The following is a 12,359-nucleotide window of genomic DNA, read 5'->3' on the forward strand; positions in this document are numbered from 1 at the left end:
ATTACCTACGCTTCCTGTCCAATCCACACCGCTCCGCCAATGCAATTGCGTAGAGAACCCGTTACCGAGGCCAGCACATTATTTTCCTCGCGCCAGCGCAGTACCCCAATTAACCCCATGATGATCGCCTCCTTAAAGTCCGCCAGTTTTTTATCAGGTACCACTACTTCTATATTGATCTCACTTAGTAAGGCAGTTAACCGTTCTACAAGAAAAGTATTGTGCGCCCCACCACCCGTCACCAGCAACTTACGCGAAGACTGTTCACCGCTCCTAGCTTGCGATTCTCCATTCGTAGCTTTCCCCAACGCATTCCTCACCTGCACCGCTATATGCTCTACATACGTCCGTAGACCATCCGGTATAGAAACCCGGGAGCCGGCTACCAGGGGGTATACCACATCAGTACCAAAATCATTGGCCAGCGACTTGGGTGCAGGTAGTTGATAATACTCCAGCGAATTAAGAATTTTTAGTAATTCCGGCTGCAGGGTGCCACTGGCAGCCAGTTGCCCCCTTCATCATAAGCCTTGCCGGCTTTATTGACCAGCATATTGAGCACCCGGTTAGCCGGGCATACATCAAAAGCGATATAATGATTGGTCAAGTTGCACGATACATTGGCAATACCACCCAGGTTGAGGAATAAGGGGTATTCCTTCAGCAGCAATTTTTCACCAATGGGCACAATGGGGCTCCATTGCCACCCAGTGCAAGATCCATGGCCCGCAGGTCACTCACCACGTTGATGCCCGTCACAGCCGCTATAGCCGCCCCATCGCCCAACTGCGCCGTCATTTTCCGGGCAGGCACATGGAAAGTGGTATGTCCATGAGATACAATGAGCTGCACCTGGTATTCCAGGCTATATTCCTCGATAAAGGCATTCACCAGTTGCCCCGTATAATGCCCATAGGCAGTATGCAATAGCTGATAATCCAGCGCACCGAGACCCGTAGCTTTTTGTAGTTTTTCCATCCATTCCGCACTATAAGCATAACATTCCGTTGCCTTTATTTCATACGTCCAGGCCCCCGCCTGCTCATGAAATTCAACAAATGCGATGTCCAGCCCGTCCAGCGAGCTGCCGCTCATCAGTCCAATTACGCGATATACCATAATTTTTATATTTCTGATTTCAGAACGTAGGTTATAGTTTTGCCCCACAAACTTAAAGCATGGTAATCAATTTAAGCGACCAATGTTCCCTGGTTTCTCAATGGATTAGTGAGATACGTGATGTTCAGATCCAGACCGACAGGATGCGTTTCCGCCGCAACCTCGAGCGAATTGGCGAAATTGCCGCTTATGAGATCAGTAAAGTGCTGGACTTTGAAGAGAAAGAGGTGCAAACCCCATTGGGTATTTCCGTATGCGATGTAATAAAAGAACAACCCGTTTTGGCTACCATCCTGCGGGCGGGCCTTCCCCTCCACCAGGGTCTATTGAATTATTTTGATAAAGCCGACAATGCTTTTATTTCAGCCTACCGCAAACACCTGCGGGACGGATCATTTGAAATAAGTTTAGAATATATTTCCTGCCCCGAACTCGAAAACCGCGTAGTAATTATATCCGATCCCATGCTGGCAACCGGTTCCTCACTCGTAAAAACAATCCAGTATTTAAGGGAAGAAGGCCATCCGCGCGAGATCCATATCGTGGTAGCTATTGCTTGTACCGTTGGAATTGAATATGTACTGCGCAGTGAACCAAATGTAAAACTATGGTGCGGTGCCATCGATGAGGAACTAACCGCCAAAGGATACATCGTGCCCGGACTGGGTGATGCTGGCGACCTTGCATTTGGTGCTAAAGTCCAAATGTAAAATTTACATTGACATTCACTCTTTTTGTTGTACTTTGGAGGTACTATAGTAAGTACCAACTATGCGGATGAGGAATATATTTATACTGATGGCTGTTTGCCTGATGCTGAAAGTTACCCCCTTACAGCCCAGGACCCTAACTTTTCCCAATTTTTTGTTTCCCCCTTGAGTCTCAATCCTGCTTTGACAGGTAAATTCAATGGCAATTTCCGTATAGCCGGTAATTACCGTGATCAATGGCCTGCTATCTCCAATGCCTTTATTACTTCCACCGCTTCCTTCGATGCGCCCATCATGCGCAATCGCCTATCCGAGCTCGATACCTGGGGCGTGGGTGTAGTGGCCATGACCGATAGAACAGCCAATGGCATATTGACCACCAATTCTATTTCACTCACCACTGCCTACCATAAAGGACTCGATGAAGATGGCCTCCACCAAATTGGCATCGGATTCCATGGCACCTACACCAATAAAAACTGGATGGCACCAAGCTCAATTTTGAGAACGAACTCGACTCTTTAGGAGGTTGGACCAACCATAGCGGTGAATTGATCGACAACCAGGTCATCAACCTCAATTATTTTGACTTTAGCTTAGGAGCCCTCTACAATGGCTCTACCGATGGATACAATAACTTTTACCTGGGCGTATCTGCCTACCATATCAATAAACCACAGGAAAGTTTCACCGGTATTTATTATACCCTCAATCCCCGCATCACAGTACATGCAGGTGGCGCTATTCCCCTGGGCGACCGCAGCAAAACCATTTACCTAAGTTCCTTATTCAGCCGGCAGGCTGCCGCCAATAACATTGTATTGGGTGGCGCTGTAGGATTCAACGTAAATGGCGATGAAGAGAACCCTACCAATTTTTATGCAGGCCTATGGAGCCGTTTCAACAATGTAAATGATGCCGTGATCCCTTATTTAGGGCTCGAGTTTGGAGGTTTCCGGTTGGGTGCGTCCTATGATGTAAATATCTCCAGCCTTAAAACCGCTTCCCAAAGCCGCGGAGGAATTGAAATTTCCCTCATCTATATCAATTTCCCTGCTGGCAATAAAGGTATTCCCTGTCCAAGATTTTAACCATAATTGTTAAACTAAGCCAGGCTACCCTGTAACCTGTCGTCTGCCATCCAGCGCCTGTCCAGGACCCCCTTTAAGTTTTTCTTCCTATCTTCCTATCTTCCCATCTTCCAGTCTTTCCGTCTTCCCCGGCTACTTCACAACCTTCTTCCCGCTCACATAAGAGTTACCCCTTATAATAAAACGATACGGCAAAGCAGCATCCTCACCCGCATAGTCCACCCCAATGCGCGGCGTAGCAAGTACCTCATTTTTCTTTACCTCGAACCCATCATCCCCAATGAATAGTTCATCGCCCAATAATTGAAGGCCCGTATGCCGCGTTATAAAACCCATCGCTTTGCCCACATTACCAGGACCCCTTGTCAATGAATGGTCCAATTTCTTTTTGCCTGTGCGCTGCAGCATAATGTCAATACCTGCCAGCGGTTCCAGCCCCCGCACCAAGATGGCATGTGGAATACCATGTTGATTGGTAACAACGTTGAACATTTGGTGGATACCATAACACAGGTATACATAAGCTGTCCCCCCATACCATACATCACCTCCGTACGGTTGGTACGGCGACCGCCCCAGGCATGGGAGGCCCTGTCTATCTCCCCGCATAGGCTTCCGTTTCCACGATCCGCCCCGAAGTAAATCGTCCTTCAAAATTGGTAACCAGCACTTTCCCCAGTAATTCTTTCGCTATTTTAACTACATCCCTGCGATTGTAAAAATAGCCGTCCAGTTTTTCATTGATTATTCAATAGATATATTTGTTAAGTTTGACTGCACAAGCATCTCCTTATCCTGTGAGTCACGGCCCCGGGCACCTCAAATTTATAAAACTTGCTGAAAGAAATAGTAATAGCTATCCAGTCCTATATTAGGGCGCACAGATTTGTTTCCAAACACCAGTTGTGGAAGTGGATCATTATTCCGGGCATTTTATACATGATCCTTTTTGTGGCCGGTATGATCTTTTTCTTCATTTCTTCCGGTGCAGCTGTTACTTACCTAAGCCATAGCCTGGGTATTGATCGCTGGCTCCACAGGCAAGAAAGCGGTTTCCTGAGCTTTATTTTTATGATGGGCGAGATCATGGTCCGCCTACTCCTCGTACTTATCTATTTCTCCCTGTTTAAATATCTTTTCCTCATCATAGGCTCCCCACTCTTCGCCTACCTAAGCGAAAAACCGAAGCCATCCTCTCGGGAAGGGATTTCCCTTTAGCTGGTCGCAGTTAATAAAAGATATCCTGCGCGGTATCAAACTGGCCATACGCAATACCCTATGGCAAACCGTATATACTATCTGCTTGCTGATCATTTCCTTTATCCCGGTTGTAGGTTGGGTTACCCCTGTCATCGTCCTGTTTGTTGAATGCTATTATTATGGTTTCTCCATGCTCGATTATAGCTGTGAGCGCCATAAACTATCTCCTGCCGAAAGTATTGAGTTCATTGGCAAGCACAAAGGACTGGCCATTGGCAATGGCATGGTATTTTACCTCATGCACCTGATTCCCATTGTAGGATGGGTACTGGCGCCCGCTTATGCTGTCATTGCCGCCACCATCAGCTTGTATTACCAAAATAAAGAAGTCTAACCCCCATTCATTAACCACCAGACGCTTGCCATTTACTCCTGACGCATGTTGGGACCACAAGCCATTCATCATTCACCTCTAAGCCCCCATCCATTAAGATCCGCGTATGCTGCGATTAATGTTTGTAATCTGCGATCCATCAGCGATTCCGTAACTTGCCGCCACTAAAGCAATAGCAGTATGTCATCACCTACCGTATACCTCATACCTTCATTTTTACATGAAACCGCCACAGAGACCATTCCCGCCTATGTGTTGTCAGCAATAAAGGATTGCCAGGTTTTCTTTGTAGAAAATGAACGGAGCGCCAGGCGTTACCTCAAGGTCCTTTGGAAAGAAATGGTGATTGATGATTACCAGTGGATCACCATCCACAAAGCCGAAGAAGCCGTGCGTTCTCAATTCAGAAAATTCCTGAGGAGAGGATAAAAATATTGGCATCATCAGTGAAGCAGGTTGCCCGGGTGTGGCCGATCCCGGCCAGATACTGGCTGGCGTAGCCCATGAAGTAGCAGCGAAAATAAAACCACTAACAGGCCCTAGCGCCATCCTCCTGGCTCTTATGGGCAGTGGCATGAATGGACAGCAGTTCCAGTTTGTAGGTTACCTGCCCATCGATACCGGGCATCGTATTAAGTCCATCCGTGAGCTGGAGGCAGAATCTTCCCGTAAGCAGTGCACACAATTGTTTATAGAAACACCCTATCGCAACAACCAAATGCTCGAAGCATTACTTAAAGCCTGCCAGCCAGGCACCCGCTTATGCATAGCAGCCGACCTTTCCGCATCCACAGAGTTTATTCAAACCAAAACAATGGGTGAGTGGAAGAAAAATATACCCAACCTGCACAAGCGCCCAACCGTATTCTGCTTGCTAGGCGAAGAAAGACGATAACATCCCTTAAAGGCCCCTAAAAGGTGACACCTTTTCGTTTAAATAATCAAAGCTACACAGGGGGAGGAGCAAGCCAGTCTGGCCGCGCGGAGCGATCGGGCCAGACTTGATCTTTTGGTTCTTTTGCATCAAGGCAAAGAACAGAAAAAGCCTGCCGCCTACTTACTCTTCGGACTTAAGATCGTTTCCCCATTACTGCCCCTTACTTCATACACACTGTCTACAATAAACGTTTGCATCCCACGCCAGGGCAGCGTTCCAAAATAACTTTTATAATGCAACTCTACATCTTTGCCCGAGTTTTCCAACAAGGTCTTAGCTACTGACTCACTGGTCACACTAAACTCAAATTCATTACTCTGTACATTCACCTTAAAGCCACTCTGGATGATCTTCCCCTCATAGGTTTTGAAGATGTACCCTTTTTTCTGAAAAGTATTCAGTATACCCGCCTTCGTACCTTCGGCAAAAACCCAATAATAGCGGAAATAAACAAACCCTATCAGTATTACCAGCAAACTCAAAATGATGTAATGCTTTGTTTTCATGTTACAATCCGTATTTATCAACAAGATAAATCAATGCGGCCATATTGACAGCACCCAGTTCCAACTCCCTTTTGTTCACCGCTTCAAAAACATCACTGCGGGCATGATGGATATCAAAGTAACGTTGCGAGTCGGGTTGCAACCCAGCCAGCGGTGTTTTAAATGTTCTATTCAGCGGGCCAATATCGGCGCCACCACCACCCTGGTTCAACTCAAATACACCATAAGGAGTAAACAAAGGTGCCCATGTCCGTATCTTATTCAATTGTGCATCCGATACCGTAAACCCAAATCCACGGGGCGTAAACCCGCCGGCATCACTTTCCAGGGCAAAATAATGCTGTTCTCCTTTTGCTTTCCCTTCTTCCGCATATTTGGTCCCACCCCGCAGGCCATTTTCTTCGTTGGCAAACAATACCACCCGGATCGTACGTTTGGGCCGATACCCAATTGCTTTCAAGGCCCGCAATACCTCAATAGATTGAACACAACCCGCCCCATCGTCATGCGCGCCTTCGGCTGGGTCCCATGAATCCAGGTGACCTCCGATCGTAATGATCTGCTCGGGAAATTCACTTCCCTTCCATTCGCCAATCACGTTGTGCCCAATCGTATCGGGCAGCATCGTAGCCAGCGTTTTCAGGTACACCGCCGTATTTTTATTGCCTTTAATTAGCGCCGCCAATTGATCAGCATCCATCAACCCTACAGCCGCAGCCGGAATTTTGGGAAAAGAATCATTGTAGTTCATACCGCCTGTATGCGGATTATTATCCGCTGCATTACTCATCGACCGCACCAATACCGCCAGCGCGCCATACTTAGCTGCCCGGCTGGGCCCCTGGCCCCTGTATTTACCCGCATCTCCATAGGCCTGGAAAGTCTTCACCAGCTTATTATTGAAGGCATAATTGTAAAAAACGATCTTCCCTTTTATTTCATCCTTGCGCTGTTCCAATTCATCAAAACTATTGATGAGGATCACAGGCGCTTTAACCCCTTTAGGCCCCGTACCCACCGAATTGCCCAGGGCCAGGATATCGAGGCGTATATTTTTAGGCTGTCCAACCACATACGCCTCATCTTTACCGCCACGCACCCAATGGGGTACCTTGCATTCCTGTAACCATACTTGATCGGCTCCGGATTGTTCCAGCGTTTTCCGGCCCCAGGCCTCGGCTTTATACATACCCGGCGAACCCGACAGGCGGGCGCCTACCTGCTTGGTCAAAACACGTAGGTGCTCATAAGCTTTGCCATTTACCAGTATTTCATCGGCTATAGCCCGTATCAGAAGCGAGTCTTCTTGTTGGGCCTGGGCTGAGAGAGAGCTTAGAACTGCCCACAAAATGAACATTCTGCGCATCATAGGTGTTAATTTCGGCTAAAGTTAATTCCAAACTAATTCATTTACCTTCACAACCTTAAATAATTCAAGCAGCGTATGCGTATTGGTATTGTTTGTTATCCTACGTTTGGTGGCAGTGGTGTTTTGGCAACAGAATTAGGGAAAGCCCTGGCAGATAAAGGCCACCAGGTGCATTTTATCACTTACCAGCAACCGGTGAGGCTTAGTGAGTTCAACGCCAATATCTTCTATCATGAAGTGAGGGTGCCCCATTACCCTTTATTTGATTACCCCCGTATGAAACCGCCTTGGCCAGTACCATGGTGGATGTGATCGTAAACAGCAATATCGATCTCCTGCACGTACATTATGCCATCCCACATGCCTCAGCAGCCTACATGGCCAAAATGATCCTCGAAAAACAAGGCAAAAAAATACCCGTCGTGACCACCCTCCATGGTACAGATATTACCCTGGTGGGCAAGGATAAGACCTTCGCTCCGGTTGTTACTTTTTCCATCAACGAAAGCGATGCCATTACCGCCGTATCCAACAACCTGCGGGATGAAACCTATAAGAACTTCCAGATCGGGAAGCAAATAGAAGTGATCCAAAACTTTGTGGATGTAAAAGGTTCAATAAAAACCCATCGATGCTTTCCGACGCGTAATTGCCCCCAATGGTGAAAAAAAATACTCCTGCACGCTTCTAATTTCAGGAAACTGAAACGCGTACAGGATGTGGTGAAGATATTTGCAGAAACCGTTAAGAAAGTACCCAGCAAATTATTGTTTGTAGGCGATGGCCCCGAAAGGCCCACAGCCGAAACCATGTGCCGCGAACTGGGTATATGCGATGAAACCCGTTTCGTAGGCAAGCAAGAACAGATGGAAGATATACTCGCCATTGCCGATCTCTTCCTCCTTACCTCCGATTACGAGTCCTTTGGTTTGGCAGCCCTGGAAGCTATGGCTGCGGGCGTACCCGTTATTTCTACCAATGCCGGTGGCTTACCCGAGATCAATGTACATGGACAAACCGGTTACCTGGCCAATGTGGGAGATGTGGAAACAATGGGCAGATATGCCATTGAACTATTGTCCAACCCCGAAAAACTACAGCAGTTCAAACAGAATGCAGCTGCCCACGCCCGCCTGTTCGATATCGACAGGATCGTGCCCCAATACGAAGAATTGTACAATAGATTCCTATAGGCCCTGCCAACCGGCCATAAATGCATCGAGTAGGAAGTAAGGGATTAGTTCCTTACTGTCCTCTCACACCACCGTACGTGCCGTTCGGCATACGGCGGTTCATTAAACATAAACAGATTGGCAAGGCTTTACTATGTCCATCAGACTGGTAAAGCCTTCCTTCTTTAAGTAGCTGTTATTCAGTGCCCGGGTAAGTATAGGGCTGTGTACACTTCGCCATTGTCCTTTACGCGTATTGCCCCATTGGTAAGCCTGGTTCTCCGCTATGCCAAGTTTCTTTAGCTCGGCAATCCGCGTCCGTACACGTTTCCATTGTTGCCAGTAGCACAAGCGAACACGGCTTCTTAACCACTTGTCCAGATCTTCAAATACTGATTTTGCCTCACTTAATTTGAAGTAGTGGCCCCATCCGGTATTGAGTTGACGGATTCCTGACAGACGAGAACTCATACTATGGGGCTGACCTAAAAGGTCAATACCCCCAAAAGAAGAAAATTATATGGCCCGCCCTGGCGGGCTATATAATTTTTAGAGCCAGTAAGTTTTTCGGGTATTTATGAGCTTGTGTAGAAGATCAGGGAGTAAAGCTACCCTTGAGAGCCTGTTTTTGCAGTCAGGAAGCCTTTTTGGCACCATTGAGATATACCTTTCGAAGGTTATGGGCCATGGCTACCAGCGCAATCTCTGTTTTTACTTTGCGCAGGCCACGCAGGTGGAAGCGACGGAAGCCCATATTGTGCTTAATGTCGCCAAAGCAACTTTCGATCTCTGTACCGCGTCGCTTTTTTAATGCCTGTCCCAGTTCTGTGTGAAGATTCTCCCGGGCCTGTTGCTTATAGGCTTCAAGCTTTTCATTCACCTCTATCTTCCGGTTGTACCCTTTGGTGGATTTGCAGCATTGTTGGTATAAGGGACAGCCAGCACAATTGTTACACTCATATAGTCTCACTTCAGACTTGTAACCGGTTCTTTTATGCGTCTTCTGATGTTTGCCTTTAAAAACAAGCAGCTCATCATTGGGACATCCGTAACTGTCGGTTACAGGATCATAGGAGAAGTTTTCTTTTAAGAAGCGATTTTGTTGGTAGCCTTTTGTCTGTTCCTTATGATAAAGAGGGAACTTCATATAATTCTCTATCTCATTTTTCTGTAGCAGTTCGTAATTCTGTTCTGTACCAAAGATGCTGTCCGCGATGATCCTGTCCGGTTTGCAGGGCTGTTGTTGCTCTATCTGCTGCAGGTGACCTTCAAAGCAAACACCATCATTGGTTGTCTGGTGAACACTGATACCGGTAATGAACTGCTCTTCACTGCCAGCCAGTACATTGTAGGCTGGTAATACTTCCACTTTATTCTTCATCATCATGGCGCTGGCATCAGGGTCTGTTTTGTTGTAGCCACTGCGCTTGCCTGCTTTGGTGATCTGGTTGTTATACTTGTCTATTTTATGTTCAGCCGCCTTTAGCTTCTTTTTCAGTGTCATTGCCTTGCGACGCTTTCTTTTGGCTGTAGTTGTACGGATCGTATCATTCAATTCAGCTACTTTCTCTGCAATGGCTTCCCGTGTAATAAAGGACGCCTTTCCATGCTCTTCCAGGTCTGCTGTACCGTAAGTTGTTTCTTCCTGCCTGTTCAACTCATCGATCTGCTTAAACAACGACCGGCAGTTTTCTATATTCTTTGCGCCATAGCGTTCTGCATTCTTCTTCCATACCATTTTGTGTTGATTGGCATCGGCCCGTAAGGTCGTGCCATCACAGAAATAGTTCTCCAGTTTTATGTATTGGTGGGCTACCAGGAATTCCAGCATTTCCTTAAACAGGATCTCTATGACTTCTTTGGCCTTGCTGCTACGGAAATTATTGATTGTCCGGAAGTCAGGGCGGCTCATACCACTGAGCCACATAAAATGTATATCCTGGCCGAGTGCTTTGGCTATTTTACGGCCAGTGTAGATCTTGACGCTGTAGGCATATAATAACACTTTCAGCAGCATCCGGGGATGGTAGGAACTAGTGCCGCCGCCTTTGTACAGATTAATTAAGTCGCTGATATCCATAGACTCTACAACTTCGTTGACTACCCGGACAAGGTGCTTTTCGCCAATTAATTCTTCCAGAGAAGGGGGTAGCAATAAAGATTGTTGCTGATTGTATTGCTTAAATATTACGGAAGTCTTTACTTTAGCCATTGTAATTTTTGAGTGTGGTAACTTAAAATTACAAAACAGCCCTTACTCTAAAAGTAAGGGCTGACCTTTTTGGGGTCAACCCTTACTTCTTTAAACAAACTGACCTTTTGGGTCAGCCCCTTAATATGTTATCAGCTTATCCAAGGGTGGGTCGCCTTCCAAAGGCGCCTCACCCTGGTCTATAGGAACTTGTCGAAAGATTTCCCCTCATTGCCTTCTAACCTCCTTGCCTAAAAGAAACTACCTCCTCCTGATCCACGGCTCAGGATCAAGATTACGCGTATCCTGCATCAACACAAACTCAATTTCGCCGTTGCCTTCACCATTGGCAGCTGCTTTACCCAATGTCTGACCAGCTTTTACCTGTTGATTTTTACTGACAGTTACCCCATTGAGATTACTGTAAGTGGTAAAATATTTACCATGGCGCACAAATACCGCACTACTGCCATCTACTTCAAATACAGATATAACTTCGCCATCAAAGACCGCTTTTACCGATGCCCCTTCCTCTGTTTCAAGAGTGAGCCCGGGGTTGTTGCCCGTAATATTAATTTCAGGAATACGATAAGGGCCAAAGTGGATCTTGATCTGACCTTTGTCTACTGGCCACGGCAGTTTACCACGGTTCTTTTCAAAATTATCCGAGATCAGCACACCTTCTGGTGTGGTTTCAAATACACTTTTATGCTTAACGGTGGCCGGTTTGCTGGGAGTTGTAGTAGTAGCAGCCGTTGTATTCGGATTGGGCGTGGTAGCAGTAGCATTGGCAGCAGCAGCCTTTTAGCAGCAGCGGCCGCAGCAGCAGCTTCTTCTTTTTCCCGGCGCCTGGCTTCCGCCTTCGCCTTTTCTGTTTCCCGGCGGATCGCCGCCATGATACCATCACGCAGCTTCTTATCAGCCCTTTGTTTATCCGTAAGCTCTTTCGTCAATTCACGTTCACGCGCCTTGAGTTTATTGACGATATCGTCTTTTTCCTTACGTTCCTCTACCAATACCACCTTTTCTTTCTGCTGCTCCTGCAAGGCATCGCTTTTACGCTTTTGCGTGCTCTCCAGTCCCGTTATCTTTCCCTGCAATAAAAGCTGCGTACTTTTTATAGAAGTAGCCTGCTGCTCCCGGTACTGCCGGTAAGACTTCAGGTATTCTATCCGTTTCAGCGCATCATTGAAATTCGAGGCAGAGAATATAAAATTCAGGAAGTCATAATTGCTCCGGTTTTTATAGGCATATACTACACTTTTCTCGTACTGGTTTTTCAGTGTATCCAGTTCCTGCTTTAGCCGGCTGATCTCATTGCGCGACTGGTGGATATTGCTCTGGATCACATTGATCTGGTCATTGATATTATTAATGGCCTGTTCCCGCAAACGCAGCTTTTTCGTAATCAGCGATAATTGCCCCAACCCCGCTTTCTTGTTTTTCTTCGTATCATTCAGCGACTCCCTCAATTCATCTATTTCCCGCTGAATATCAGCCTGTTTCTTCTTCAGGTCATCACTGGTTTGCGCCAGCAGCGTGCCAGAAAAAGCAAGTACCATTAAACAGGAAAATAGTGTTTTGAGCATGACAGAACTTTTACGAGTTAAAAAGCGGTTACACCTGGTACAATCCATACAGCAACGCTCAGGAATGCCGAAAGATTGTAT

General features: G+C 46.7%; 16 protein-coding genes and 2 pseudogenes. 9 read left to right on the forward strand and 9 right to left on the reverse strand.

Annotation, left to right across the window (positions count from 1 at the left end):
• Nucleotides 1-5 precede the first annotated feature (5 nt).
• Nucleotides 6-1,119: pseudogene (locus RS881_RS61170) on the reverse strand (anhydro-N-acetylmuramic acid kinase).
• A 59-nt stretch (nucleotides 1,120-1,178) separates the two neighbouring features.
• On the opposite strand from RS881_RS61170, the gene upp reads away from it, so the two are divergent.
• Genes upp through RS881_RS52455 form a run of 3 tightly spaced genes read left to right on the forward strand, consistent with a single transcriptional unit; the run spans nucleotide 1,179 to nucleotide 2,920 of the window.
• Nucleotides 1,179-1,829, forward strand: a complete 651-nt coding sequence (gene upp, locus RS881_RS52445; RefSeq protein WP_315818096.1) for a uracil phosphoribosyltransferase — start codon at nucleotides 1,179-1,181, stop codon at nucleotides 1,827-1,829.
• A 24-nt stretch (nucleotides 1,830-1,853) separates the two neighbouring features.
• Nucleotides 1,854-2,354: a type IX secretion system membrane protein PorP/SprF gene (locus RS881_RS52450; RefSeq protein ID WP_315818097.1), complete on the forward strand. Its 501-nt coding sequence runs from the start codon at nucleotides 1,854-1,856 to the stop codon at nucleotides 2,352-2,354.
• Nucleotides 2,355-2,380: 26 nt separating this feature from the next.
• Nucleotides 2,381-2,920 carry a type IX secretion system membrane protein PorP/SprF gene (locus RS881_RS52455; protein WP_315818098.1) on the forward strand — a complete coding sequence of 180 codons (540 nt, stop codon included), beginning with the start codon at nucleotides 2,381-2,383 and terminating at the stop codon, nucleotides 2,918-2,920.
• Nucleotides 2,921-3,052: 132 nt separating this feature from the next.
• Here RS881_RS52455 and RS881_RS52460 read toward each other — a convergent pair whose 3' ends face one another.
• Nucleotides 3,053-3,529, reverse strand: coding sequence for a DNA-3-methyladenine glycosylase (locus RS881_RS52460; RefSeq protein ID WP_315818099.1), 477 nt, complete (start codon nucleotides 3,527-3,529; stop codon nucleotides 3,053-3,055).
• A complete protein-coding gene (locus RS881_RS52465) occupies nucleotides 3,516-3,590 on the reverse strand; it encodes a hypothetical protein (RefSeq protein WP_315824903.1) in 75 nt (24 codons plus the stop codon). Before RS881_RS52465 ends, RS881_RS52460 begins: the two co-directional genes overlap by 14 nt.
• Nucleotides 3,591-3,754: 164 nt before the next feature.
• Between RS881_RS52465 and RS881_RS52470 the strand changes: the two genes are divergently transcribed.
• From RS881_RS52470 to RS881_RS52485, 4 genes are all read left to right on the forward strand, one after another.
• Nucleotides 3,755-4,138, forward strand: coding sequence for an EI24 domain-containing protein (locus RS881_RS52470; protein WP_315818100.1), 384 nt, complete (start codon nucleotides 3,755-3,757; stop codon nucleotides 4,136-4,138).
• Between the two features lie 46 nt (nucleotides 4,139-4,184).
• The gene (locus tag RS881_RS52475) at nucleotides 4,185-4,514 is read left to right on the forward strand and encodes an EI24 domain-containing protein (protein WP_350340352.1); all 330 of its coding nucleotides are present in this window, start codon (nucleotides 4,185-4,187) and stop codon (nucleotides 4,512-4,514) included.
• A gap of 180 nt (nucleotides 4,515-4,694) precedes the next feature.
• Nucleotides 4,695-4,943 carry an SAM-dependent methyltransferase gene (locus RS881_RS52480; RefSeq protein ID WP_315818101.1) on the forward strand — a complete coding sequence of 83 codons (249 nt, stop codon included), beginning with the start codon at nucleotides 4,695-4,697 and terminating at the stop codon, nucleotides 4,941-4,943.
• Between the two features lie 37 nt (nucleotides 4,944-4,980).
• A complete protein-coding gene (locus RS881_RS52485) occupies nucleotides 4,981-5,409 on the forward strand; it encodes an SAM-dependent methyltransferase (protein WP_315818102.1) in 429 nt (142 codons plus the stop codon).
• 158 nt (nucleotides 5,410-5,567) lie between these two features.
• On the opposite strand, the gene RS881_RS52490 is transcribed toward RS881_RS52485, so the two are convergent.
• Together RS881_RS52490 and RS881_RS52495 are read right to left on the reverse strand one after the other, a co-directional pair.
• Nucleotides 5,568-5,957, reverse strand: coding sequence for a hypothetical protein (locus RS881_RS52490; protein WP_315818103.1), 390 nt, complete (start codon nucleotides 5,955-5,957; stop codon nucleotides 5,568-5,570).
• Nucleotide 5,958: 1 nt separating this feature from the next.
• Nucleotides 5,959-7,314, reverse strand: coding sequence for a M20/M25/M40 family metallo-hydrolase (locus tag RS881_RS52495; protein ID WP_315824905.1), 1,356 nt, complete (start codon nucleotides 7,312-7,314; stop codon nucleotides 5,959-5,961).
• An 87-nt stretch (nucleotides 7,315-7,401) separates the two neighbouring features.
• On the opposite strand from RS881_RS52495, the pseudogene bshA reads away from it, so the two are divergent.
• Together bshA and RS881_RS52505 are read left to right on the forward strand one after the other, a co-directional pair.
• Nucleotides 7,402-7,991, forward strand: a pseudogene (gene bshA / locus RS881_RS52500) (N-acetyl-alpha-D-glucosaminyl L-malate synthase BshA).
• Between the two features lie 54 nt (nucleotides 7,992-8,045).
• Complete coding sequence (locus tag RS881_RS52505; protein ID WP_315818104.1) at nucleotides 8,046-8,519, forward strand: glycosyltransferase; 474 nt, start codon at nucleotides 8,046-8,048, stop codon at nucleotides 8,517-8,519.
• Nucleotides 8,520-8,621: 102 nt separating this feature from the next.
• On the opposite strand, the gene RS881_RS52510 is transcribed toward RS881_RS52505, so the two are convergent.
• The 4 genes from RS881_RS52510 to RS881_RS52525 all read right to left on the reverse strand — a co-directional run bounded on the left by RS881_RS52510 (nucleotide 8,622) and on the right by RS881_RS52525 (nucleotide 12,278).
• Nucleotides 8,622-8,969 (reverse strand): group II intron maturase-specific domain-containing protein, encoded by a 348-nt coding sequence (locus RS881_RS52510; protein WP_315818105.1) that lies wholly within the window; start codon nucleotides 8,967-8,969, stop codon nucleotides 8,622-8,624.
• A gap of 163 nt (nucleotides 8,970-9,132) precedes the next feature.
• Nucleotides 9,133-10,710 carry an IS1182 family transposase gene (locus tag RS881_RS52515; RefSeq protein ID WP_315818106.1) on the reverse strand — a complete coding sequence of 526 codons (1,578 nt, stop codon included), beginning with the start codon at nucleotides 10,708-10,710 and terminating at the stop codon, nucleotides 9,133-9,135.
• Between the two features lie 240 nt (nucleotides 10,711-10,950).
• Nucleotides 10,951-11,367, reverse strand: coding sequence for a murein hydrolase activator EnvC family protein (locus RS881_RS52520; RefSeq protein WP_315818107.1), 417 nt, complete (start codon nucleotides 11,365-11,367; stop codon nucleotides 10,951-10,953).
• Nucleotides 11,361-12,278: a murein hydrolase activator EnvC family protein gene (locus RS881_RS52525; RefSeq protein ID WP_315818108.1), complete on the reverse strand. Its 918-nt coding sequence runs from the start codon at nucleotides 12,276-12,278 to the stop codon at nucleotides 11,361-11,363. The genes RS881_RS52520 and RS881_RS52525 overlap by 7 nt, the downstream gene beginning before the upstream one ends.
• Between the last annotated feature and the right edge of the window lie 81 nt (nucleotides 12,279-12,359).

The sequence above is a fragment of the Paraflavitalea speifideaquila genome (assembly GCF_032395985.1).
Lineage (GTDB): Bacteria > Bacteroidota > Bacteroidia > Chitinophagales > Chitinophagaceae > Paraflavitalea > Paraflavitalea speifideaquila.